This window comes from Planktothrix agardhii, assembly GCF_904830935.1.
In the GTDB taxonomy this organism is placed as follows: Bacteria; Cyanobacteriota; Cyanobacteriia; order Cyanobacteriales; family Microcoleaceae; genus Planktothrix; species Planktothrix agardhii.
In genome coordinates this window covers 3,475,339-3,501,809 of record NZ_LR882952.1, presented here as the reverse complement: position 1 = coordinate 3,501,809, position 26,471 = coordinate 3,475,339, and the positions used below count along the sequence as shown (strand labels likewise).

Sequence of the window (26,471 nt, the reverse complement as noted above, 5' to 3'; positions counted from 1 at the left end):
ATCTATTTTGTTGATTACTCCAACAAATATCGGTTCCATGCAATAGTCCGCTTAATAGCTGTCTCAATATCAACCCTCAAGCTCAAACCTAATGTTTTCTGAGCTAGGGAAATATCAGGAACAAACTTAGAATGATTCGAGTTACCCTCTTCTGCAACACGCGATATTATCTTAGGTCTGAGGGGGAAATGGTCGGCAATTTTCTCTGCAAGTTGTCTTAACGTCACTGCATAATGACTACCCACGTTATAACTTGCTCCTACCGTTCCCTGTACTAATATATTTAACAGCCAAAATGCCATATCACTAGGATACATATAGCTTCTAACGGTTTCTCCATCTCCTAAAATTCGGATTGGCCCCCCTAATAAACCATCTCGAATAAAGTTATTAATTGCCCAGGGTCTATCTAAAAGCTGGTAAGGGCCGATAAACGCAAAAGGACGAGCATTAATGATTGGGAGTCTATGTTGATTTCGATAAACGGCACACAGAGTTTCCCCCATCCGTTTAGCTTCGGCGTAGGCAGAACCAATAGAAGTAAAATCTAAAGTTCCGCGAAAATTCTCAGGAATTGTCTCTAATTCTAAGGGTTGGGAACCATAAACTAAACCAGAACTAATATTGAGAAATTTTTGTAAATTTGGCAAGCGAGTTGCTGCCATTAAAACTGATTCTGTACCCTTAACTATGACATCCATTGTTTTTAATGGATCGGAAGCATGAAGGCGATTATCAGGATTAGCAGCAGCATGGATAATCCAACTCACATCACTAGGAATATCCAGCAGACTGCGGATATCCCGCTCGATAATCACTACATCCTTTCTCATTGCCAAGTGGGGAGCTTTAGCACTAAAATTATAGGCTCTACCTGATAGGAGAATTAATCTTGTATTGAAGTTATGAGTGTCATTTAAAAAGGCAACTAATTCAGTTAGCCAGGTTCCAATAAAACCTGTACCTCCTGTAATTAAAATGCACTCACCCTTCAAAGCTGATAAAGCAGCAGAGACACCCGTTGTCACCTGCTCGCAATCTTCCTTGATAATCTCAATTAAGTCCTGTCTCATGACTTCACTGCACCTTCTGCTGCTAGTTTCATTGCCACCTCAATAATTAAATCCTCTTGACCTGCCACCACCTTACGGCGGCCTAGTTCAAAAAATACATCCTTCGCATTCACTCCATATTCTTTAGAAATGCGTTCGACGTGTTTGGCAAACCCGGAAAAAACTCCAGACAAGCCACTGACTACACTCAGAGATTTAATACTAGGAATAACAGGCATTAATTCTTTCTCAGCAATATCGGCTGCATCTAGCATTTTATATAAATCAATGCCTGTTGAAAATCCCATTCTTTCTAACACCGCTACCAGCACTTCAAGCTGAGTATTTCCTGAGCCAGCGCCAAAACCACGGGCCGTACCATCTAAGATAGTTGCTCCCACCTGGACAGCCGCCACGGAATTAGCAACTGCCATTCCCAGATTATTATGCCCATGAAAACCCACGGGTATGGTTAAACTTTTTACTAGCTCTGCTATTCTCTCCGTCACATCACCCGGAAGGTAAGCACCTGCTGAGTCCATAATTACAACTGCTTCAGCACCGTAAGATTCCATTTTCAGGGCTTCTTCTGCCAAAAGCTCCTTTGATGCCATGTGGCTCATCATCAGGACTCCATACACCTCTTTGCCTTTATCACGAGCATAACCAATATGTCGCTGAGTGATATCCGCCTCGGTGCAGTGGGAGGCAACTCTGACCAAATCTACACCAATTTCTATGGCTGTTTTTAAATCTTTGTTAATCGTGGCAAAACCCGGAATCACGTGAATGCTTAACTTAGAGTTGACTAAATTCTCCCGAGCTACCTCCAGCATTTCTCGATCACTGATCAGACTTTCTCCTACTTGTAGGGAAGAAGCTCCGAGGCCATTACCATGTCCCACCTCAATAATTGGGACACCAGCAGCATCAGCCGCCGCGGCATAGAGAGCTACTTGTTTTGCGTTTAACTGATGGCGGACGGCATGATTCCCGTCCCGCAGAGTGGGGTCGCTAATCAATACAGTTGACATAAGGCTCCTCTACTGAGTCACAATCATCATAGTCTAAGTTTCTAATATAGTCTTTGGCATATTCTTCGGCCGTGGCGATCGCAGCACAGTTAATAATATCCAGATTGCCAGCATATCTTGGCAGGTAGTCGCCCAACCCTTGAACTTTCACCGTAATTACAATCCGGTTATTCTCAAATACGGTCGGTACCACGAGTTGATATCCGGGAACATATAACCGGATATTATTAACCATCTCGTCAACAAGAGTATTAAGCTCCTCAATATTAGGTTTATCTACTTTGGCAAATACGGTAGTCTGCATATCAATGCAGGGCTGTGCTGGGTTAAGGATGAGAATTGCCTTGGCGCGATCGCATCCCGAAAACTTTTTAATTCCCTGTTCGGTCGTTTCAATATATTCGTCAATATTAGCACGGGTAGCTGGCCCGGCACCTCGGGAAGCAATGCTAGAAACCACCTCTATATACTCAACATTTTCGTGTGTGCGCCCGATGAGATAGGCTAAAGGTATAGAAGCCTGGCCTCCGCAACTCACCATATTAACATTCTTGTACAAGCTACATTTTTGGATATTCACAGCCGGAACACACATTTCTCCCACCTTAGCAGGTGTCATATCAATCACAATCTTACCTAGCTTTTCTAGTAAAGACCAGTGATAAATGTGATCTCTAGCGGATGTGGCATCAAAAACCAAATCACAGCAGTCGGGGTCTCTAGTGATTGCCTCAATACTCTGGTCAGAAATTTTTACCCCCAGACTATTTGCCTTTGCCATCCCTGGAGATCCCATATTGCGCCCGATAAATAGAACGCACTCAAGAAAAGGCGATCGCATTGTCTTAATCAAAAGATCTGTGCCGATATTGCCACTTCCCAGGATTGCTACCCTCAGTTTTCGCATCTTTTTACCTCCTAATTGTTGCCAATTTCCTATCTATTAATACCAGAGCAATTGGGAAATTCTACACAATTGTTTCACGGACGCAATTTTCTAAGTATTCTTCGCGAGGCAGGAATGGAAACATATCATCATAAGGCATGGACATCATCTTACCGTCATCCATCTTTTTAGAAGCAACTCTAGGAATCAGTAATTGGTTGGGCGGCGTCATCACTTCACAAACTACTGCACCCTGATAATTAATAAGTTCAGCCAGTTTAGCATCCAAATCATCAAGACCCAAAATCCTGATAAATTTAATTCCATAGGCATAGGCAATCTTTTCCATATCTGGACAACTCACACCGCTATCTTTATCTACACCGATAAAACGACCCTCCTGAAAATTATTTTGGGTCAGTCGAATCAAGAGGTAGCCGTTATTATTTAAAATGACTAACTTGACGGGAAGATTGTTCTGTGCGATGGTTTGCAACTCTTGGATATTAAACTGGACTGAGCCATCTCCGGTAATACAAAAAACGTCTTTTCCTTGACTGGCTGCTGCTACGCCAACTGATCCCGGCATATACCCCATTGTGGATAGACCGCCTGTGATGATGTGTCTCTGTCCGAACTTTACTTGAAATGCCTGGGCGAAAACATGAAAACAAGAACCTGTATCAACTAAGAAAATTGCATCTTCAGAGACTTTTTCCGAAAACCGCCGCATAAAGTGATAGGAATTAATGCCATCTTTTTCCTGTTGATACTCCGGTAAATCAACGGGATACTTTCCTTTCCAAATTTGGGTTTGTTCTCTCCATAGATTATTGTCTAACTGATAATCACCTAATCTTTCTAGGAGTAAATCTAAAAACAACTTTGCATCTGTCTGGATTGCTATATCTGGGATAACAGAAGGCTTAGTAAGCTCTTTCTCATCAACATCAACACAGATTTTCTTGGCATGACGGGCAAAGTCTTGAAAATCGTAACCGACTAAACCGATACCCAGACGACAGCCAATATTGAGTAATAGGTCAGAATTTTGAATCGTAAAGTTAGCGGCACGATCGCCATAGGTACCCGGTCTACCCACAAACAAAGGATGGGAATGATCAATTAAATCCATCCCCAGTCTCGATGTCATGACGGGAATGCCAGTTTTTTCTGCTAATTTGTGAAAATCTTCAATAGCACCTGAGAGTCTAATTCCCGCTCCACCCAGAATACAGGGTCTTCTGCTTTGGCGAATCGCTTCGACAACCCGATCAACCTTTTCCTTTATGTCATTTGTTGACTGCTGTAATTCTGGGGGTGTAAATCCCTCAAATTCATCGGGGTCAAAGTACGCACCTTGAATATCAATGGGAGATTCAATCCATACCGGGCCTACACGATGGGAGGTTGCTAGGTAAATACACTTTTCAACTTCATATCTTACCCTCGATAAATCGTCAAGCATGACAGCATATTTAGTCACCTGTTCAAATATTGGCAAGGTATTGAAACCTTGAAGTGCAAATTGTCTCGGCCCTGTAACAATGGCCTGGGATACCTTAGACTGACCCGAAACAATAATACAGGGGGAAGAATCTACATAAGCACCCACAACTCCTGTCAATGTATTTAATGCCCCTGGCCCGGCGGTAACATAAGCTACTCCCAATTTTCCTGTAAATCTTCCATAGGCTTCCGCCGCCATAACTGCCGATTGCTCATGGTGACAGCAGACAAATTTCTGTTTTCCATGCTGATACAGTGCATCGGTCAGGTGCATGATCATGCCACCTGTAATCAAGAATACATAATCTCCACCCGCTTCATACAACTTTTTTGTTATAAAGTCTGCAACCCGCATTTTCATAAAATAACCCCCTTTTTTTGAGAACTAGAAAACTATACTTAAACTTTTAATGCTAAAGATTCTATCAGAGCCGAATGATTACCCGAGTGTAAGAAGAAAAAATTAGTTTCTATTGTATTGTCATCCATTCTAAAAAACTCAACCAGTTGATCTGCTTTCGCGATAAAACAACGATATCCCAGACCGAATAGTAAATCAATAATCTCATTGGGGTTATAATTGAACTTAGCCGACCATTTTCTCAACATTTCTGTAAAGATTATCGGCTTATTTTTCTGAATAGACTCAATCCCGCCTTGATATACGAATAGTTCAGCCCCTTCTACATCACATTTAATAAAATCTACGCACAGAGATTTTTGGGCTATAAAGTCATCTAGCTTTTTCACATAGCAAGGAATGGTTTTAACATTATCTGATTGAGCAAGGTTGGCTGCCGAAGCATTACCCGATCCTTCTGGATAATAATAAAAAGTCAATTCTTGTTCTTGATTTGAGAATCCAAAATTATGCAGGTTTACATTAACTTGATTTAACTCAACATTAGCCTTTAATTTTTCAAAAGTCATAGGAATAGGCTCAAAAGCAAAAAACTTAACTTTTTCAAAGGTTTTAGCCAGGTTGAGAGTGTACCAACCAATATTAGCTCCAATATCAAAAAAATTAACTTGATCCTCTCTTTGCTCCATTAATCTTTTCAGTAACTGAAACATCATATCGGAATCGGTTTTTTCGTAAAAATCAAAGTTCAAAATTTCAAGAGGAGCCAGTCTTTTATCATATTGATCACAATAAATTTTTACTTCTGTTGTTCTGGATGTCATCACAACAGTTCCATCGGTAATTTCTATCTTTCCAATATCTGTTCCTTTCAGAAAATCAGCATACTCAAATAAACGCTGATGTAGTTGATACATCCCATCAATATACTCAGGTTTACTTATTTGACCTGCTAAATAAGCAGATTTTGTATCTTTTAAATTCATAAAAAACTCCTAATTGTTCTGTTAAAGCCTTCTTCAATTGATGTTGTCGGTTGCCATCCTAACCTCCGAATTTTATAAATATCTGGACAATTTCTCACAATATTGCTCCGTAAATACCCAGGAGGTTGAATCACTTCTTTTCTGACAACTTTTAACCCTTTTTCGGGAAATAGGCTGACTAACTTATGGGCTAAATCCAAAATACTAGCTTCGCCACGATCATTTCCCACATTATAAGCCTGTCCATTCTCTCCTTTCAAGAGAACGGTCAAAAAGCCCTGAACAGCATCAGCCAAATAACAAAATGCTCGAATGGCACTGCCATCACTTTTCATCACGATATCTCGATTATTGAGAATATCAGCAATAAAATCAGCATATACTCTGCCATCATCTAAACTCATTCCTGGGCCGTAGGTATGAAAAGGACGAACAATTTTAGTCGCTACACCATATTGATGAAACCATGAAACACACATAGTTTCACCCATCCTTTTACTTTCACCATAACAAGATCTAACATTAGTTGGATCTACATACCCATAATCACTTTCCTTGGTAGGTATTTGAGATGCTGTAACTTCACCATAAACTTCTCCACTGCTAAAAAACAGAAAACCTTCCACCCCATGATCTTTTGCCAAATTAAGTAAGTTGTAAGTTCCTATGACATTAGGGGATAATGTTCCTACTGGATCTTTACCGTAATATTTAGGACTTGCTTGACTGGCTGCATGGATAATGTAGTCAATTTTTTCGTCTAAAAGGATTGGTGAACAAACATCTTGTACAATCAGCTTTAAATCGGTTTTCTCCTGATATAAACAAAATCGATTTGATGCCTTTTCTTGATTTCTCACCAAACCGATAATTTTAATCTTTTCGGAAGAAGTATGCTCATTAAGGTACAGAAAAGTTTCCACCATATAAGCAGGTAAGAAACCATTAGCTCCCGTAACAAGCACCGTTTTCCCTGCCAACTCAGTCCAAGGTAAATCGGCTGCCAGTAGGCTTTCTAAATCCTCTTGAATAATTGGATGTCTCATCAAGTTTACCTTCTACAATAATCCCAAATGGTAGACAGGACATACATCAGCATTTCCTCGGTTAAACCTGGAAATAGACCCATCCAAAAAGCACTTTGCATAACTTTATCTGTATTCTTCAACTCCCCGACCACACGATAATTTAATCCTTGATAGAGGGGTTGACGGAGCAAATTTCCACCAAATAATAATCTAGTACCAATCCGTTTTTCTTCCAAATATTGGACTAACTCATTTCGAGTAAAGGGTGCATTTTCTTTTACAGAAATCAAAAATCCGAACCAACTGGGTTGTGAATTTAGGCTGGCTTCTGGAAGTTGTAAAACATCTTTTAAATCCTGTAAACCTTGATACAGGAAATTAAAATTTTCTTGTCTTTTTGTGACAAATTCCGGTAATTTATCCAATTGAGCAACACCGACAGCAGCCTGCATATCGGTTAGTTTTAAGTTATAACCAACGTGGGAATAAGTATACTTGTGGTCATAGCCCAAAGGTAAATCTCCTAACTGCCAACCAAAGCGTTTATTACAGGTATTATCAACCCCAGGAGCGCACCAACAATCTCGACCCCAATCTCTAAAGGATTCTACAATTTTTTTCAGACGAGTATCATTGGTTAAAACCGCGCCTCCCTCACCCATAGTGATATGATGGGCGGGATAAAAACTGACCGTTGCTAAATGACCAAAACTTCCGGTTTTTTTGCCTTGATAAAGACTCCCTACCGCATCACAGTTATCTTCAATTAACCACAAATCATGTTTCTCGGCAAAAGCCATCACCGCTTCCAAATTAAAGGGATTCCCCAAGGTATGGGCAATCATAATTGCACGGGTACGAGGCGAAACTGCTAACTCTAATTGATCGATATCAATATCATAAGTAGGGAGTTTCACATCCACAAATACGGGGACTAACTGATTTTGAAAAATCGGATTCACCGTTGTAGGAAATCCCGCCGCCACCGTAATTACTTCATCCCCTGGTTTCAGTTGCTTATCCCCTAATTTGGGCGATGTTAAAGCAGATAAGGCAACTAGATTAGCAGAAGACCCGGAGTTAACCAGTAAGCAGTGTTTAACCCCCATCCACTCTGCAAAACGTTGTTCAAATTCCGCAGCATAGCGTCCTGTAGTTAACCAGAAATCCAGTGACGCATCAACTAAATGTACCAGTTCTTGATCATCAAACACTTTACCCGAAGCCGGGATATAGGTTTGACCAGGGATAAAGGTTTTGTGAGTAAACTTATATTGATAGTAGTCTTTGACCGCAGCAAAAACTTGTTCTCTGAGTGTTTGTTCTTGCTCGGAGGCACTAGCAGGACGGGGTAAAGATTGAGTCATGATCACTTCCTAAAATTAGCGATTTCTTTTTATTTTAAAGATTTTTTAGCAAAATAAGGACTTGCTGGATTCACAATTAACCGTTGTTGACGAGGATCGATTAACACATCCATATCCTCCAGAGGAATAGCCCCTAATAAGACCTCAGTATCTCCTGGTAATACCATTGCTCGACAAGTAGTAGAACGATTTTCAAAGCGCACTTCTACAGGGCCAACAATCTCTAGTTTCAACTTTGAACCATCTGCTAATTCAGCAATTTGTTCTTCTAATTTCGGTAAATCTAGCGGTCGTTTAATGCTTTCATTAATAGCTAACATATAAGCACCACTATCAACTAAAGCATTCACTGTTATTTTCTTGACATTTTCCGGCTCGATATATCCCCGTCTTGCTAAAACCAAATCATCGCCACTAATCAATTCGATTTCTGCGTAGTTAAGTCCCATGAGATTTAATTGCACTCCTTTTTTAATTTAAGCGATCAAGTAAAAAATCTTGATACCATTTTATCGTCTCCTGTAAACATTCATCAAGGGAATATTTGGGCTGCCAATTCAACATCTCACGAGCTTTTTTAGCAGAAAGATATTGATGCTTAATTTCATTCTTAGAACCTCCTTTTCTCTTTATTTTAAAGATTTTTTAGCAATATCAGGACTAGCCGGCACAAATAAATACCTAATTTTCCTCCAGATCAAACACTGGAGGCCAAAGCTCAGAAATTGATAATTCCCAACCAGGTAAAATTTCTGGTATGGTTAGAATATCTTGATTATCTAATTCTACTAATTGGCTATTGGGTCGATAAACGATAACCTTGAAATTTTTGGGGTCAATTAAAATGCCGACTTGACTGCCTAAGAGAAGAAACATTTCTATTTTTTCTCTTAAAGGTTTAATATTGTCAGTAGCCGATCGCACTTCCACCACCAAATCAGGGACTATCTGAGCAAAAGAACGGGGCGATCTGGACATCCTTTCAGCCCTAACAAAAGACACATCAGGACCAAGCAAATCACCATTCGGCATCCGAAACCCCGCGCCTGAACCTGTGACAAATCCTAAATTTCTCGGCACTACCCACATTTGTAAAAACAGCAGGAAACGTGCAATAATTACCTCTGATGTGTGATCTGATAATCCCATAATCTTGATTTCTCCATTGACTAATTCTAGGCGATAGTCAAGATGAGCTTCTGTTAGCTGAGTCTGGACTTTTTCTAAGTCTTCTATTGTCAGATACATAAGCCTTAAGCCTCTCAATTACACAACTTAAATTTTACCACTAATTCTACCTTATTATTATAAATATTTAGATAGGATTTACTTTAACGACTTCTTCGCAATATCGGGACTGGCAGGATTAACCACCAACTTTTGCTCACCTGGCAGTATTACCACATCTAATTCCTCTAGTGGTACAGCACCTAACAAAACTTCACTATTTCCAGATAAAACCATCGCATCCACATTAGCACGGCGATTTTCAAACCGCACTTCTACAGGCCCAACTATTTCCAATTTAATCTTTGAACCATCCGCAAGCTCCGCTAATTGTTCATCCACTTTCAGTAAGTTCAATTCATCTTTAATCTGCTCGTTAATAGCTAACATATAAGCACCACTATCAACTAAAGCATTCACTGTTATTTTCTTGACATTTTCCGGCTGGATATATCCCCGTCTTGCTAAAACCAAATCATCGCCACTAATCAATTCGATTTCTGCGTAGGTAAGTCCCATGAGATTTAATTGCACTCCTTTTTTAATTTAAGCGATCAAGTAAAAAATCTTGATACCATTTTATCGTCTCCTGTAAACATTCATCAAGGGAATATTGAGGCTTCCAATTCAACATCTCACGAGCTTTTTTAGCAGAAAGATATTGATGCTTAATTTCATTCTTAGAACCTCCTTTTCTCTTTATTTTAAAGATTTTTTAGCAATATCAGGACTAGCCGGCACAAATAAATACCTAATTTTCCTCCAGATCAAACACTGGAGGCCAAAGCTCAGAAATTGATAATTCCCAACCAGGTAAAATTTCTGGTATGGTTAGAATATCTTGATTATCTAATTCTACTAATTGGCCATTGGGTCGATAAACGATAACCTTGAAATTTTTGGGGTCAATTAAAATGCCGACTTGACTGCCTAAGAGAAGAAACATTTCTATTTTTTCTCTTAAAGGTTTAATATTGTCAGTAGCCGATCGCACTTCCACCACCAAATCAGGGACTATCTGAGCAAAAGAACGGGGCGATCTGGACATCCTTTCAGCCCTAACAAAAGACACATCAGGACCAAGCAAATCACCATTCGGCATCCGAAACCCCGCACTAGAGCCTGTCACTCTACCTAGTTTTCGTGGTATTACCCACATTTGCAGGAAAAAGATTAAACGTGCGATAATTTCTTCAGAAATATAATCTGATAATCCCATAATCTTGATTTCTCCATTGACCAATTCTAGGCGATAGTCAAGATGAGCTTCTGTTAGCTGAGTCTGGACTTTTTCTAAGTCTTCTATTGTCAGATACATAAGCATTAAGCCTCTCAATTACACAACTTAAATTTTACCACTAATTCTACCTTATTATTATAAATATTTAGATAGGATTTACTTTAACGACTTCTTCGCAATATCGGGACTGGCAGGATTAACCACCAACTTTTGCTCACCTGGCAGTATTACCACATCTAATTCCTCTAGTGGTACAGCACCTAACAAAACTTCACTATCCCCTGGTAAAACCATCGCATCTACATTAGCACGACGATTTTCAAACCGCACTTCTACAGGGCCAACTATTTCCAATTTAATCTTTGAACCATCCGCAAGCTCCGCTAATTGTTCATCCACTTTCAGTAAGTTCAATTCATCTTTAATTTGCTCATTAATCGCCAACATATATGCACCACTATCAACTAAAGCCTTAACGGTTTTACGTTTGATATTTTCTGGTGTCATGTAGCCTCTTTGAGCTAAATAGATTTCTCCAGCGTTAGCGAGTTCTATTTCTGCGTAAGTAAGTCCCATGATTGACTTCCTGTTTAGTTAATTACTTATGATTTTAGGGAAGATTTGCGAAAAATCGACTCTAATCCCTTCACTTTCTACTATTTCTCCGTGAAAGAGGGTTTCTTTTTCAATAGTCGTGACAAAAACTGTTTGACTGTAAGGTTCCACTGTCCAAACGGTTTTGACTCCTTCACGTACCAGTTGCTTGGCTTTTTGCAGCATTTCCTGAATAGTTTGACTAGACGAAACTACTTCAATTGCTAAAACTGGTTTTTCGGGAAATTTGGAAATATCCTGAAAGAAGTTCGGTTGAATCTTCTTCTTGGGAAAAACAGAAATATCTGGCGTTAAACCATTGGCAATATCTAAGGTTAATTCGGGTAAAGGGATTATTTCATCGTTGATGATCAACTGTTTGAGCAGTTGAAGACACACATAACTATGATTTAATGAAGGCATATCTCCCTGACTTTCCTCAATTTCTGTGGGATATATTGAATTATTTAAACTCGTGACTGTTTCTAACATAATACCTCTCGTTCATTTTAAAGATTTTTTAGCCAAATAAGGACTTGCTGGATTCACGATTAATCTCTGTTGACGAGGATCTATTAATACATCCATATCCTCCAGAGGAATAGTCCCTAATAAGACTTCTGCATCTCCTGATAATACCATTGCTCGACAAGTAGTAGAACGATTTTCAAATCGCACTTCCACAGGGCCAACAATCTCTAGTTTCAACTTTGAACCATCTGCTAATTCAGCAATTTGTTCTTCTAATTTCGGTAAATCTAGCGGCCGTTTAATGCTTTCATTAATAGCTAACATATATGCACCGCTATCAACTAAAGCTTTTACAGTTATTTTTTTGACATTCTCTGGTAGTATGTAGCCTTTTTGAGCTAAATAAATTTATTCCGCGTTAGCAAGTTCAATTTCTGCGTAGGTAAGTCCCATGAGATTTAATTTCACTCCTTTTTTAATTTAAGCGATCGCGTAAAAAATCTTGATACCATTTTATCGTCTCCTGTAAACATTCATCAAGGGAATATTTAGGCTTCCAATTCAATATCTCACGAGCTTTTTTAGCAGAAAGATATTGATGCTTAATTTCATTTTTAGCCTGATTCAAAATAATAGGTTCTAAATCTTTCTTATCCATCAAAGCTAGAATTTTCTGCACCAATTCTAACACGGTAATTTGCAGTTCATTACTAAAATTAAACGCCTCGCCCCAGATTTCTTTTCTGTCCATCTGTTCGGCTAAATGCAGATAGGCTAATACCCCATCCCTAACATAAAAATAATCACGGATATAACTGCCATCACTACGGATAGTAACGGGTTTATCGCGCAATGCTGAACGAATTGTATCGGGTACAATGCGATTAAAATTTAAGTCCCCACCGCCATAAAAATTGCCACAGCGAGTGATACAAACTGGCAAACCATAACTAACATAATAAGTGCGACAAATCAAATCTGCACAACTTTTAGACACATCATAGGGGTGTTCCCCTTGTAATGGTGTGGTTTCATCGTAGGGTAAAATTTCTTGATCGCCATACGCTTTATCACTAGAAGCCACCACAATTCGACTGACTCCCCCCACACGACGACAGGCTTCTAATAGGTTCCAAGTTCCTTTAATATTCGCTTCAAAGGTGGCTAAGGGTTCACGGTTGGCTACTCCGACAATAGTTTGAGCCGCTAAGTGAAAAACCGTATCGACTTCATACTCATTAATGGCTCGTTCTAGGGTCGGTAAATCTTCAATACAACCCCGAACAATATTAATTTGATGATGCCAGTTTTCCGCATACAATCGAGACTGGGGAACACCATCACGGATTAAAGCCGTTACCCTAGCTCCTCGATTCACTAACTCCGCTACTAACCAACTTCCTAATAACCCTGTACCCCCGGTGACAAACACAGAGCGATCACGCCAAAATTGACTTATTTCCATACTTTCCAAGGAGCTTGTTGAGTTTCCCACATTTTATTGAGTTCAGTATATTCTTTAAAGGTATCCATCGCATAAAAAAAGCCATGATGCTGATAACTCATTAACTGACCCTCTGCTGTTAAACGCTCTAAAGGTTCCCGTTCTAATATACAATGCCCTCCCTCTAAATAATCAAATACTTTGCGGTTAAAGACAAAATAACCCGCACTCACCCATTTATTATCCTTAATCTTCTCCCCAAACTTCAAAACCCTAGCTTCTCGTTCATCAATATCCACAATTCCATAACGAGAAGGCGGTTGTACGGTTGTGACGGTTGCCAATTTCCCATGTTCTTTATGAAAACTGAGTAATTCTCCAATATTGACATCAGCCAGACCATCTCCATAAGTAACCATAAATAGATCATCTTCGATATATTTCTCGATCTGTTTAATTCGTCCTCCGGTTTGGGTTTCAACTCCTGTATTTGCTAAGGTAACTCGAAAATTCTGCTCGTCGTGATTATTCAGATAATGAATTTGGTTAGGAACTCCTAAACCGATGGTAAAGTCATTGTTCATCGCTTCGTAGTTGAGGAAATATTCCTTGATCATATTTCCCCGATATCCCAAACAAGCGATAAAGTCTAAAAAACCATAATGAGCATAGAGTTTCATAATATGCCAAATAATCGGCCGTCCGCCAACTTCAACTAATGGTTTAGGACGATATTCCGTTTCTTCTCGGAGGCGAGTTCCCAAGCCTCCTGCTAAAATTACAACTTGCATTAGTTAATCCTACTAACAACTTGCTTTATATGATACAGGAAAATTGTTTTTGTTCCCGTAATTCTTCCACTTTGTTGAAGTTTTCCAATTTTTATCTAGGTTAATGATCATAAGTTTACAGTACATAAGAATATAGCGAGAAATATTAAAGTTTGGGATAATAACTATCGGCTTCTAAAATATCATCTAACGTCACATCCCATCTGAATTTATCATAATTTACTTCTCTAACTTTTTTGGCTAAAATAGCAACTCCCCCAAAACCTGGCTGGGTTGCCAGTAATTCTTGAGGTGAATTCACTTGATCCAAATGGAGGCGCAAAGGCGCAAAAAGACCGGATTTTATAATCTCAAATCCTAAAGCTGGAGAAAATAGTACCCTTAAACCTTCATCAGAAAAACGCCAAAAGTCCCAAGGTTTTTCATGGAGAGGCCAAGCAAAATGACTACTATGGTAAATAATACCACCGACTTCAATAATTTTACTAATTTCTCTAGCAACGAGCCAAGGCATTGCTAAGTGTTCAAATACAGAGATAGAAAAAATTGCATCAAATTTTTGATTACGAAAGTATTGAGAAAGTTTATGAGCATCTCCAACAACATCCGTATTAGAGTCTGGATAATAGTCAAATCCTGTATAAGATTTAGAATCAGGGAATAAAGGTCGCTTGCTGGCACTTCCAGGAGAAACAATGCGGGAACCTATTTCTAAAACATTTAGGTGATTTTGGTTAACTAAATTAATAAAATCATTAAATAAACTGCCCGCATCAATATAGTCTATAGGGGGCAGAGGCAACGACCCATCAAAAACAACTGTTTTTTCATAAGTTTCACCTTGACCGTGAGTATTAAACGTGACTTGATGTTGGCTTAAACGAGGGAGATGAACTACAAAACCACAATTCTGAGTTTGATACTGGGGATAAATAGCAGTTACATCAGGACGGGGATACCATGCAGTAATGGGGACTCTATTACGATCTACAAAAATTTCTACTTTGTCTAATCCTGCTTTTTTAGAAATGAGCCAGCCTCTAATAGTAATAGAGTAATCATTTGACCAAGACTCATCTATTGCTACAATTATCTTGTCGTCTTCTGCAATCATAAGTAGATTTCCTGGATATTCAAAAAATTTTCAGGTGAGAATCATAACTGTTACTATCTATTACTAGACAAAAATTACGCTAGTAAATAATAATATAACTAATTATCCTGCACTTTAATACTAAAGTTTTGACAAACTCTTGTCAAGTGAGGACTATAACAAGGATCATTATCAATATACTTTTGCCAACGTCCGGCAATAATTTTTGATTCTCGGTTTAGACGTTCTTTCTTTTCAGGTGTATCTTCATAACCTCGACTTTTTGATTCATGATGATAAAGTGTAACATGAGGTAAGTACAAATTTCGATAACCTTTATCTAGCATTTTCAAACACAAATCCACATCATTATAAGCCACCGTTAACTGTTCATCAAACCCCCCTATTTTTTCAAATACTTCTCGCCGACACATCAAACAAGCTCCTGTAACCGCAGAAACATTATTAAACCCAATAACATTGCCAAAATATCCAGGGATATCTGAAGACATGGCATAATATCCATGCCCGGCAACGCCTCCTAATCCCATCACAACTCCAGCGTGTTGAATCGTATTATCTGGGAATAATAACAACACTCCTACCGCACCAATTTGAGGACGTTGGACTTGTTCTACCATTGCATTCATCCAGTCAGGATTAATCACTTCGGTATCATTATTTAAGAATAGCAGATAATCTCCCGTTGCTTGACTAACTCCATAATTATTAATGGTGGAGAAGTTGAAGGGAATATCTAAACGATAACATTTAAACCGTGAAGATTCCTGAGAACTCCACTTAGAAAATACTTTAAATGTATAGTCTTGAACGCTACCATTATCAATCACAATCACTTCATAGTTAGGATAGGTTGTTAGAGTAAAAATAGACTCCAAACATCGGTCTAATACTTCCCCTAAATCTCTGGTTGGAATAATGATGCTAACTTTTTTATAATTAGTAATTTCATAACGGACTAAATGATGTCCTAAAAACCCTGGAACTCCTGTTACTATTCCTGTTTCTCCCCGTCTATCTACAGCATCCTGAATTGCTTTTTCTGATGCTTCATAAGCATAGGGTTTAGCTTCGCTTCCTCCTGCGGTGGAACCGGAGTGCATGCGCCAGTGATATAAAACTTTGGGAATATGGGCAATTTTTTGAGTTTTTTCGGTAAATCTCAAGACTAAATCATAATCTTGAGCGCCTTCATAACCGATTCTAAAACCTCCAATTTCTTCTATAATAGAACGTCGGTAGGTTCCTAAATGGCAGGTGTACATCCGAGACAAAAAGGATTCAGGACACCATTCTGGTTTGAAGTAAGGATTAATTAAGTTACCATTGGGACTAATTTTATCTTCATCGGAATAAATCATATCTAAATCAGGATTCCGATTCAATAATAAAGCCACTTCATATAAACCATCGGGAGTAATTAAATCATCATGATCCAGCAAGGTAATAAATTCTCCTGTTGCTAATTCTAAGGCGGAGTTAGAGGATGCAGAAATATGACCATTTTCTGTTCTATAAATGACTTTAATTCGAGAATCTTTTGCTTGGTATTCTTCTAAAACTTTCTTGACATGGGGAGAGGGAGAAGCATCATCCGCAATACAAAATTCCCAGTGGGGATAAATTTGATTGATCACAGATTCTATGGCTTCCCTGAGAAATTCTTCTGGGGTATTATAAACAGGCATAATCACGCTGAATACGGGTTTATACCCGAATAATTCCATCGTTTCTACCATTTTTATTAAATCTGCTGCTCTGGGAAAGTTCTTGTCTCTCCAGAGTTTATACATATAATCTTCAACTAGAATTTGATCTAAAAGTGCCGTTTTTAAACCATTAAAATCAATTCCTAATGCGGGATCAAGTTCGGATGCTCGTCGATAATGATGTAGAGAATCTTCTATTTTACCTTGTTTAGCTAAAGCGGTTGCTAAGTTACAGTGTGACCAACCAAAATTGGGGTTAATTTCTAAGCATTTGCGGTAAGTTGCGATCGCTTCTTCTGAATTACCTTGTTTCTCTAAAGTATCAGCTAAATTATGATAAGACCAGTAAAAACCAGGATTTAATTCAATAGCTTTTTTATAAGATAAAACCGCTGGTTCAAATTTCTTTTGGCGTTGTCGAATATCCCCTAAGTTGTGATAGGAACCAAAAAAGTCCGGGTTTAATTCAATGGCTTTTTGATAGGTTTTTGCGGCTGCTTCTAGTTCCCCTATTTTTTCTAAAGGTTCCCCTAAACGATGGTAAATATCCGATGAATTGGGGTTAATTTCTAAGGCTTTTTGGTAAGTAGCGATCGCATCTTCAAACTCACTCATCCTGACAAATGCTTCTCCCAACTTTAGTAATATTTCAAAGTCTTGGGGTTGAGCATCTTTAACTTTTTTATAATAAATTAGTGCTTGTTCACGCTGATTTTTACTCCATAATAAATTAGCATATTTCCAACATAAATCTAAGTTATCCGGCTGGGATTTTAACAGATTTTGATATACTTCAATATCTTCACTATCAAATTCAATAGATTTTTCATAATATTGGTTTGCTTTTTGTAAATCGCCTGGGGTTTGTCGGTACTTTAAGGTATCTGCCAACTGAGAATAAATCTTTGTTAAATTAGGATTTAATTCTAACGCTTTAGAATAGGAAGCGATCGCAGCGTCCCATCGTTCTAATTTAACTAAAACCTCGGCAAAACTCTGATGACATTCGGCTGATTCAGGATTTAATACGATTGCTTGGGAATAAGCAGAAACGGCATTTTCCCATTGATTTAGGTGAGCAAAAACATTACCTAAACCGTGATGAAATATCGCTGCATTGGGTTTGATTTGAATTGCTTGGGAATAGGCATCAATAGCTTGATTAAAATGTTGACAATGAGAATAAACATCTCCCAGTGCATGATATATTTCTGGTGATTTAGGATTAAATTGTATGGCTTCTAACAATATATTTAAGGCTTCTTCAAACAAACCTTTTTGAACTAATATTTTCCCTAATATTTCATAAGTATTTCCTAAATTGGGATTGAGATCAATCGCTTTGCGACAGGACTCTATTGCTTCATCCAGTTGACCCTGTTGTGCTAATGCTTCTCCTAAATATTGATAAGCGATCGCATCTTCTGAATTAAGTTCCAGAGCTTTTTGATAGTAACTAATTGCTTGTTCTAATTCACCTTGTTTAAATAGAGCTTGACCTAAACTATTATAAAATTCGTTAGCATTTGGATTGATAGCGATCGCACATTGTAACGTCTTAATTGTATCGGGTAAATTTCCAAGTTTCAATAAAACTTCTGCTAATTGATATTGTGACCAAGCTGAATCAGGATTTAGTTCAATGGCACGCTGAAATGCCTGAATTGACTCTAATAGTTGATTATTTTCTGCTAATGCTTCTCCTAAATTATGATAAATCCAATGAAAATTAGGGCTTAATTGTGCTGCTCTACGATAAGCAATAATGGCAGCTTGCAATTGACCCGATTGTTTCAGTTTATTGGCTTCTTCTAGTAAATCTGTAGATGTTTTGAAGGTGTTGGATTTAGATAGCATTTTTGATATTTCCTGAATTGAACTAAGTCATGATGTTGTTGCGCTTCAGCGCTCCATGTTGTTGCGTGCGAGAAGCTCTTACGCACCCTACATTTAATGGTTGATTTCTAGTTTTACTTTTGCAAATTTAGCATAAGTTTCGTTGTTTAGAACAGCTTGGAATAACAATTCTGTTGCTTCAGACAAATTTCTGAGTTCAATTGTTTCGCAAAATCCACAAAACTCTGAATTTAGGTTTTCAGGATGCAGTAAATGAACATCAGCACGGGGGAAATTGGTCGGAATTTCCTTAATTACTTGGCCATAATTACCAATAATTTGAACTGCGGTTATTTTCTCCTGCTGTCCCAGTACCCAACCTTTAAAACAAATTTGACTAATTCCATAATAAATTCCAATTTCTGGTTGATCAATTGAACAATCTTGTAATTTGTTATGATCAAAATCTAAGGCAATCTTACTAATTTCTACTTCAGAAAATTGCCTTAAACTATAATCAGAAGCAGATAAGGTTAAATTAGGATTATAACAGGGATCGTGATCAACATAACGTTGCCATTTTTGCCGTGTAATCGTCACTTCCTGCATAAATCGTTGTAACTTATCTGGAGTTGTATCATAACCCCGACTTTTTGATTCATAATGATATAAAACAACATGGGGTAAATAAATATTCCGATACCCTTGTTCAACGATTTTCAAGCAGAAATCAACATCATTATAAGCCACGGCTAATTGTTCATCAAACCCTCCCACCTGTGTAAATATTTCTCGCCGACACATCAAACAAGCCGCCGTCACCGCCGAATAATTACTAATAGAAATAATTTGACCATAATATCCGGGGTCTGTTTCCGATGCCATGCGGTGACTATGGGCGGCAAAATGACCAATTCCCACCACAACACCAGCGTGTTGAACGATTTTATCAGGATACCTTAATAACGCACCCACCGCACCAATAGAAGGCCGTTGTGCCTGTTCTACCATCGCATCAATCCAATCAGGATGAATGACTTCGGTATCATTATTTAAGAATAGCAAATAATCCCCGGTGGCTTTACTAACGGCATAGTTATTAATCTTAGAAAAATTGAAAGGAATATCTAAAGCATAATATCTAAACCGATTCGGTTCCTTTTCTTGCCATTTCTCTAAAATATCCTGGGTTGCTGATTCCGTACTGCCATTATCAATGACAATAACTTCATAATCGGGATAAATGCTCAGAGTAAAGATAGATTCCAAACAGCGATTTAAGATTTTTCCTAAATCTTTAGTCGGAATAATAATACTCACCCGCTTGTAATCTAAAATTTTATAGCGGATTTGATAATGTCCTAAATAAATCGGAACATCTTTAACAATTCCGGGTTCTCCTCTGCGGTCAATTGCATCTTTTAACGCCCGTTTCGCGGCTTCATAAGCATAGGGTTTCGCTTCTGTTCCTCCAGCGGCTGAACTGCTATGAATCCGCCAATGATAGAGGATTTTAGGAATATGAAAAATCTTATCGGTTTTTTCCGTAAATCTCAAGACTAAATCATAATCCTGACTGCCTTCATATCCGGTTCTAAATCCTCCAATTTGGTTGATAATTTCTCGTCGATAAACTCCGAAATGGCAAGTATACATCCGGGACAAAAAGGAATCAGGACACCAATCTGGTTTAAAGAAATGACCTGTTAATTCTCCTTTTTCATTTAGTTTATCTTCATCGGAATAAATCATATCCGCGACGGGATTCTGATTTAATAAACTCACCACTTCATATAAAGCATCAGGAGTCAAAACATCATCATGGTCTAATAACCCGATAAATTCTCCCGTTGCTAACTCTAAAGCAGAATTAGAAGTTACAGAAATATGACCGTTTTTAGTTCTAAAAACCACTTTGATTCGGCTATCTTGCTGTTGATATTCTTCTAATATCTGTTTGACATGGGAAGCCGTCGAAGCATCATCCGCAATACACAATTCCCAATTAGTATAAACCTGATCTAACACCGATTGAATTGCTTCGCGTAGAAACGTTTCCGGGGTGTTATAAACGGGCATAATAATACTAATCAGGGGTTGATATTTGAAATCTTTCGTAGTAAGCCCTTTAGGGCTATGAGGCGTGAACACCTCACTACGAATTGTGTTGTATTTTAGCCAAGCCTGATAGAGTTTATCATATTCTGATTGAGATTGAGAGACGGAAAAGTAGGGGGTTAACCTAGCTTTTTTTTTTCCACAATTGCCTCTAATTTCTTAACTACTTCAGGATGATCGGGTTCTAACTGCAATGCCATTTGATAGAATACGATCGCACCATCTAAATGATCATGATTAACCAACGTATTCGCTAACTGAATATACAATTGGGGATCATCAGGTTTAATCTCAATGGCTTTATGATAAACCGCAACATGATCCGGGTTTTCTTGAATTACTTGATAATAATAATCCAAGGATTCCTGTAAATCTAATTTAGCTCGATTTCTCAACGCATCGGCGAGTTTTTCTTGAATACTCGGTAAATCTGATTGAACTTTAATTGCACCCCGATAGGCGACAACCGCTTCTTCCCAATTCTCTAATTCCGTTAAAACTTTCCCTAAATTATAATAAGACCAAGGAAATTCAGGATTAAGTTTAATCGCATTTTGATAAGCAGGAATTGCTGCTTCCAACTGTTCTAAATTAACTAAAGCATCAGCCAAACTATTATATGACCAAGAGTAGCTAGAATCTAAGGCGATCGCATTTTGATAGGCAGAAATAGCTGCTTCCCAACGTTCTTGTTTAAAGAAAATATCCGCTAAATTATTCTGTGTCCAGAATACACTAGGATTCAGTTCAATTGAACGTTGATAAGCTGTAATAGCAGATTCCAACTGTTCTTGATCTCGTAGTAAATCCCCTAATTTCTGATAAACTTCGGCTTGACTATGATCAAGTTCTGTCGATTTTTGATAGGCTTTAATCGCCGATTCTGCTTCCCCAACTTTCGCCAGTGCATCCCCGAAACCTTTATAGGATTCCGCATCTCCACTCGGGTTCATTTGTACTGCTTGACGCAAGACCTGCACTGCTTCTTGCCAACTTTCCTGTTTAACTAAAACTTTCCCTAATCCATAATAGGAAGAAACCAATTTAGGATTCAAGGAAATTGAGTTTTTATAAATATTAATTGCTTCTTCTAAACGCCACTGACGGTTAAAAATTTCTCCGATTTTGTAATAAGCAACGGATTGATTTGGGTCTAATTCCAAGATTTTGTTATAAACTCGGATTGCATCATCCCAACGTTCCTGATAGCCAAATAAATCGGCAAAGCCATAATAAAATTCTAACCGAGAAGGTTCTAATTCTAAGGCTTTTTGATAGGCAGAAATAGCTGATTCAATTTCTCCTTGGGCTTGATATAATTGCCCTAATTGATAATAGACTCCTGCCAACTGAGGATTAAGTTGTAAAGCTTTTTGATAAGAAGCAATCGCCTCATCAAATCGACCTTGTTTAAATCTGGTATTACCTAAATTAAAATGTTCCTCCGCCGTGGCTTTTTCCGGTTCCAAACTATAGGCTTTTTCCAAACATTGGGAGGCTGATTCTAACTGCCCCATTTGGGTTAAAACCTTAGCATAATTACGATAAACTCCGGCAAAATCCGGTTTTAAACTAACCGCTTGTTGATAATAGGATGCAGCTTTTTCTAATCGTTCTTCCTGAGCATATAAACTGCCCAAATTTGCATAAACTTCTGGATATTGGGGTTGAATTTCTAAAGCTTTTGAATAACAACGAATCGCCGCCGACATTTCCCCTAAAATTTGTAAAGCATTGCCTTGAATTTTATAGGCTTCTGCTAAATCCGGTTGTAATTTTAATGCTTTTTGACAAGTAGCGATCGCTTGATCCCATTCTTTTAAGGCACAATAGGCTTGAGCCTGTTTCAAATAGGTTTGGGGATTATTAGGCTGATTCATCGAGGATTTCGTGTTATGACTCACCGTTTGCTGACGAGTTGCCCCGGCTAAAGTTTCTTGGGGTGATAAATCCCTGGCTGTGGCGGCGGCTAGGGTATCGGAAGGGGCTGGAGCTCCCAGGGTCGGAGTATTGAATTCGATCGCTTTCCGGTAGACCTGGGTTGCTTCCTGGGCTTTTCCTTGGTCTTTGAGCAGATTAGCCAAAGATTGATGGGCTGGGGTTAAATTGGGATCGAGTGCAATCGCATTCCGATAACAGATCTGCGCTTCGGTGGTGGCTCCCTGTTGTGCCAACTGCTGGCCAAGGTTAAAATGTTCTTCTGCGGTGGCTTGATTTGGTTCTAATTTAAACGCTTGATAGAGGGCTTGTGCGGATTTTTGGGGCTGATTAAGTTGTGTCCAAACTTTGGCTAAATTCCGATAAGCCCCAGTGAAATCCGGTTTCAGGGTGACAGCTTTTTGATAACAAGCGATCGCCTGTTGCCATTGTTGTGATTTAGCATACAGACTTCCCAAGTTAGCATGAACTTCTGGCCAATTAGGTTGAAGTTGCAATGTCCGGGTATACCATTCTTGGGCGTCTTGTAATTTCCCCTGTCTTTGGAATATATCCGCCATCAGTTTATAACCGGGGGCATAATCAGACTGAATTTGCAACAACTGGTTGCAAGCCTTGATCGCATCCTCAAATTGCCCTTGATTAATATAGATTTCTGTTTGTTGATGGAGAAACTGTACACTACGGGCGCGAATTTCGTTAGGTAACATAGTTGGTTTGCTGTTGCTGACACTCAATGGGGATCTTCCCCAATCAATTCTATCGGGTTTTGGGTTTCACATATCAGATTTTTGGGATTAAGATATTTATTTCCACGGTGATCGGACAAACAGTATTTCTAATAGCCTTTTCAAAGAAACCAGATTCAGCCAAATATCTTCGGTCAGGGGATTTTGATACATTAACCCCCGTAGCGGATAGCAAGCAAACCCATCTCCAGTCAAACAATAATGTTCTAATCCCAGATATTGACTAATTACCCAATAATAATGACGATTATAGTGGGGGGACATAAACTCAATTACTTGGGTTCCGGGTTGACAAAACAGAATATTGGTTAAACCGCTACCATGGGCCCCCATAATTACCTTAGCTTCAGCAAACAAAGCCACCTGTTCCGTAAAGGATAGGGTTTCAAGTTGCACGGTCACAAAGCCCCAAGGACGTAAGAATTGAATTACTTCATCCTCATTTAAAACCTGACGATAGCTGGCATCTCCCCGACTAATATAAATTCGTTCGGGATAATTCTTGCCTGGACTTGGGCTTTTAGGGAGAAACCAACGGCGCAAAGTATCAATTGCCCAGGGTTGCAACCATCCTGTATGTCCAGCAAAGGAGGGAACAATTAGCTGTTGTGCCTGAATATGGGGAAATTGATCACTTTCGAGGATTTTAAACTCTGGAATTCCTAAGCGAGTTAGGGTTTCCCGTTGAAAGGGTGCTTGGTAACTATTGACTAAAAACCAATCTATTTGATCAAAATTTATCCCACTTTGGCGCAATAATTCCAATCTCGGTAAAACATCCACCATCCAATGAAAATAGACATTCCCCGACAGCCCCGATAATACTACGACCCGACCTTCAATGGTCTCTAGGGGCGGTAATTCTGACTGTTGAAAAACTTGATGCTGTTGTGGGTCATAACTGGGACAACCCGGAAGGGGGGCGGGATATTCCCTTGAGACATCGGCTAATAGTTGATTATCAGGTGTAATAATAGCGATCGCTTTGCAAACCATCCAATAATTCTGTTGGGGAACAATCCAGGCTCGTCCATTAGGAATTATCGCCACAAACAAAGGCGTTGAAACTGTATTATTTTTGGATGTCAAACCTTTTTGAATTCCCTGTCCCAAATTCTGCCAATGAAAGCATTTGAACACATTTTTGAGACAGATTTCACAATCTAACCCCCCACATTGATTCGGTTTAGAGGGTGTCTGTTTCCAGTTATCCAAGTTTTGCGAACCGCATAATCCTGATAGATTACAATAATGGCTATCCTGTAAATTATTATTGGTCAGCCAGGTTAGGGTTGAATCACACACTCCTTCAGGAATATCCGTCTGTTGAATATAGGGAGCATTTGCCCATTCTTGCCATAAAGTTAAGATTGAGGGATGGTCATTGACCCAAGAATTAAACTCCTTTTCCTGCTGAGTCTGTAAAACTTGACTATAGTAGTCCGCAGCAGATTCCCAATATCCTTGTTTTTCCAATATTCTCCCCAATTGCAAATTCACTTCAAGTAACTGAATATGGGAAAAAATAGACTCGTTTTTGAGTAGATTTAGAGCGATTTGATAAATCGTTAAAGCCGCATTTAGTTGTTGATTTTTGAATAAACAATTGCCTAATTTTAGATAAATTTCTACTGAATAGGGTTGAATTTGTGTTGCTTTTTGGTAGTAGCTCACTGCTTGATCAAACTTGCCGTAAATCGTTAAAGTATTTCCCAGGTGAAGATAGGTTTGATAGAGATGTTCATAGACCGTTTTACCCCCCCTAGCCCCCTCTTGGTAAGGGTGGGGGACAGATGTACTTCCCCTAGCCCCCCCTTGGCAAGGGGGAGTTGGGGGGGTATCATCCTGTCGTAATGCTATGAGAAAATCAGCACAGGACTTTCTGGCTAAAGATAATTCATCCAATTCCGAACGTTTCTGTACTCCTTGACAGTAACCTTCTACAAATTTAGGTTCTAGCTCAATAACTTTTTTGAAACAACTCAACGCTGCATCCAGTCTTCCTAAATTGAGTAAAGAAGCTCCACAGTCGGTATAGGCAAATATATTTTCTGGTTCTAATTCAATAACTTTTTCAAAGTAGGAAACTGCATTTTTATGTTGATTTTGTTGCTGGAGAATTTTGCCTAAATTGGTATAAGCCAAAGGAAAATCATCTTTAATGTTTAGGGCTTGATGATAGGATTTAATCGCCTCTTTAATTCTTCCTTGAGCATTAAAAACTTGACCAATATTATTATAAATTAATGATTTTTCTATTTCATTATCATTATAAATTAATGATTTTTCCCAGGCTTCTAAAGCCCCGTCATAATCATTTATACCAAATAACAAACAACCTAAATTATTATAGGCATTAGCAAAATCTGGTTGCAGATGAATCACTCTTTGATAGAGTGCAATAGCTCGTTTTGTATCTCCCAACTGCCCATAAGCCATTGCTAAGGTAAAATAGGAGTTAACATGATTGGGGTTTTGTTCTAAGGTTTTTTGATAGCATCGAATCGCCTTGGGAATATCCCCACTCCAGTAATAAGCCTGACCCCATTGAAAATATAATTCTGTCCAAGTTGGACGCAAATTTAGGGCTTTTTTATAACAGAAAAAGGCTGGCTCAAACTCTCCTGTATTTCGTAAAACTTGAGCTAAATAGGCATAGGCTTCTACAAAATCTGGTTGTAACTTAATTGCCTGTTTATAGGCAGAAATGGCTTCTGGGAATAGTCCTTGAACTTCATACCAATCCCCTAAAACTTTATAGGTTTGAGCATGATCGGGATCTCGTGCTAAAATTCGTGAGATTGTCTGATCAGCTTCTCGCAGATTTCCCACATCTAAATCAGTGATCGCTGATTGGATTAAGTCTTCAATGCTTGGATTCACAGTGTTTTGCTGAGGATTGAAAAATGGGTAGAAGGTCTTTGCGATTGTTATATTCTGTACTATGTCGCGAGGTTGGTGTGAACTAACCCCATCTATTCTAGCAATAGGGGAGTAATTGTCTACTCTCTGTACAG

21 protein-coding genes are annotated in these 26,471 nt (G+C 38.7%); all 21 read right to left on the bottom strand.

Going from position 1 to position 26,471, the window contains the following annotated elements; all coding sequences use genetic code 11:
* Nucleotides 1-14: 14 nt before the first annotated feature.
* The gene (locus tag NMG88_RS16240; RefSeq protein WP_254035614.1) at nt 15-1,073 is read right to left on the bottom strand and encodes an NAD-dependent epimerase/dehydratase family protein; all 1,059 of its coding nucleotides are present in this window, start codon (nt 1,071-1,073) and stop codon (nt 15-17) included.
* Nucleotides 1,070-2,086 carry a 4-hydroxy-2-oxovalerate aldolase gene (dmpG, locus tag NMG88_RS16235; protein ID WP_042152396.1) on the bottom strand — a complete coding sequence of 339 codons (1,017 nt, stop codon included), beginning with the start codon at nt 2,084-2,086 and terminating at the stop codon, nt 1,070-1,072. The genes NMG88_RS16240 and dmpG overlap by 4 nt, the downstream gene beginning before the upstream one ends.
* The gene (locus tag NMG88_RS16230) at nt 2,067-2,993 is read right to left on the bottom strand and encodes an acetaldehyde dehydrogenase (acetylating) (RefSeq protein ID WP_042152399.1); all 927 of its coding nucleotides are present in this window, start codon (nt 2,991-2,993) and stop codon (nt 2,067-2,069) included. The genes dmpG and NMG88_RS16230 overlap by 20 nt, the downstream gene beginning before the upstream one ends.
* Nucleotides 2,994-3,054: 61 nt before the next feature.
* Nucleotides 3,055-4,836: a thiamine pyrophosphate-binding protein gene (locus NMG88_RS16225; protein WP_254035613.1), complete on the bottom strand. Its 1,782-nt coding sequence runs from the start codon at nt 4,834-4,836 to the stop codon at nt 3,055-3,057.
* Between the two features lie 44 nt (nt 4,837-4,880).
* A complete protein-coding gene (locus tag NMG88_RS16220; protein WP_235766306.1) occupies nt 4,881-5,828 on the bottom strand; it encodes an FkbM family methyltransferase in 948 nt (315 codons plus the stop codon).
* Nucleotides 5,825-6,874 (bottom strand): NAD-dependent epimerase/dehydratase family protein, encoded by a 1,050-nt coding sequence (locus NMG88_RS16215; RefSeq protein ID WP_235766307.1) that lies wholly within the window; start codon nt 6,872-6,874, stop codon nt 5,825-5,827. Before NMG88_RS16215 ends, NMG88_RS16220 begins: the two co-directional genes overlap by 4 nt.
* A 5-nt stretch (nt 6,875-6,879) precedes the next feature.
* Nucleotides 6,880-8,223, bottom strand: a complete 1,344-nt coding sequence (rfbH, locus tag NMG88_RS16210; protein WP_235766308.1) for a lipopolysaccharide biosynthesis protein RfbH — start codon at nt 8,221-8,223, stop codon at nt 6,880-6,882.
* Nucleotides 8,224-8,252: 29 nt separating this feature from the next.
* Nucleotides 8,253-8,672, bottom strand: coding sequence for a clan AA aspartic protease (locus NMG88_RS16205; protein WP_235766309.1), 420 nt, complete (start codon nt 8,670-8,672; stop codon nt 8,253-8,255).
* Between the two features lie 232 nt (nt 8,673-8,904).
* Nucleotides 8,905-9,471 carry a Uma2 family endonuclease gene (locus NMG88_RS16195; RefSeq protein ID WP_254033432.1) on the bottom strand — a complete coding sequence of 189 codons (567 nt, stop codon included), beginning with the start codon at nt 9,469-9,471 and terminating at the stop codon, nt 8,905-8,907.
* A gap of 78 nt (nt 9,472-9,549) precedes the next feature.
* Nucleotides 9,550-9,969, bottom strand: a complete 420-nt coding sequence (locus NMG88_RS16190; RefSeq protein WP_227397810.1) for a clan AA aspartic protease — start codon at nt 9,967-9,969, stop codon at nt 9,550-9,552.
* 232 nt (nt 9,970-10,201) lie between these two features.
* Nucleotides 10,202-10,768 carry a Uma2 family endonuclease gene (locus tag NMG88_RS16180; RefSeq protein ID WP_254030206.1) on the bottom strand — a complete coding sequence of 189 codons (567 nt, stop codon included), beginning with the start codon at nt 10,766-10,768 and terminating at the stop codon, nt 10,202-10,204.
* Nucleotides 10,769-10,846: 78 nt separating this feature from the next.
* Nucleotides 10,847-11,266 (bottom strand): clan AA aspartic protease, encoded by a 420-nt coding sequence (locus NMG88_RS16175; protein WP_254035612.1) that lies wholly within the window; start codon nt 11,264-11,266, stop codon nt 10,847-10,849.
* Nucleotides 11,267-11,284: 18 nt separating this feature from the next.
* A complete protein-coding gene (locus tag NMG88_RS16170; protein WP_026786463.1) occupies nt 11,285-11,776 on the bottom strand; it encodes a Uma2 family endonuclease in 492 nt (163 codons plus the stop codon).
* 12 nt (nt 11,777-11,788) lie between these two features.
* Nucleotides 11,789-12,139 carry a clan AA aspartic protease gene (locus NMG88_RS16165; RefSeq protein WP_278047062.1) on the bottom strand — a complete coding sequence of 117 codons (351 nt, stop codon included), beginning with the start codon at nt 12,137-12,139 and terminating at the stop codon, nt 11,789-11,791.
* 91 nt (nt 12,140-12,230) lie between these two features.
* Nucleotides 12,231-13,214, bottom strand: coding sequence for a GDP-mannose 4,6-dehydratase (locus NMG88_RS16160; protein WP_254035818.1), 984 nt, complete (start codon nt 13,212-13,214; stop codon nt 12,231-12,233).
* Nucleotides 13,211-13,990 carry a glucose-1-phosphate cytidylyltransferase gene (gene rfbF / locus NMG88_RS16155; protein WP_227381575.1) on the bottom strand — a complete coding sequence of 260 codons (780 nt, stop codon included), beginning with the start codon at nt 13,988-13,990 and terminating at the stop codon, nt 13,211-13,213. The genes NMG88_RS16160 and rfbF overlap by 4 nt, the downstream gene beginning before the upstream one ends.
* 145 nt (nt 13,991-14,135) lie before the next feature.
* Complete coding sequence (locus NMG88_RS16150) at nt 14,136-15,104, bottom strand: methyltransferase domain-containing protein (RefSeq protein ID WP_227397813.1); 969 nt, start codon at nt 15,102-15,104, stop codon at nt 14,136-14,138.
* A gap of 98 nt (nt 15,105-15,202) precedes the next feature.
* The gene (locus tag NMG88_RS16145; protein WP_254035611.1) at nt 15,203-18,670 is read right to left on the bottom strand and encodes a tetratricopeptide repeat protein; all 3,468 of its coding nucleotides are present in this window, start codon (nt 18,668-18,670) and stop codon (nt 15,203-15,205) included.
* 93 nt (nt 18,671-18,763) lie between these two features.
* A complete protein-coding gene (locus tag NMG88_RS16140) occupies nt 18,764-20,728 on the bottom strand; it encodes a glycosyltransferase family 2 protein (RefSeq protein ID WP_254035610.1) in 1,965 nt (654 codons plus the stop codon).
* A 158-nt stretch (nt 20,729-20,886) separates the two neighbouring features.
* Nucleotides 20,887-23,415, bottom strand: a complete 2,529-nt coding sequence (locus NMG88_RS16135; RefSeq protein ID WP_254035609.1) for a tetratricopeptide repeat protein — start codon at nt 23,413-23,415, stop codon at nt 20,887-20,889.
* Nucleotides 23,416-23,511: 96 nt separating this feature from the next.
* Nucleotides 23,512-26,337, bottom strand: coding sequence for a tetratricopeptide repeat protein (locus NMG88_RS16130; protein WP_254035608.1), 2,826 nt, complete (start codon nt 26,335-26,337; stop codon nt 23,512-23,514).
* Nucleotides 26,338-26,471: the final 134 nt, after the last annotated feature.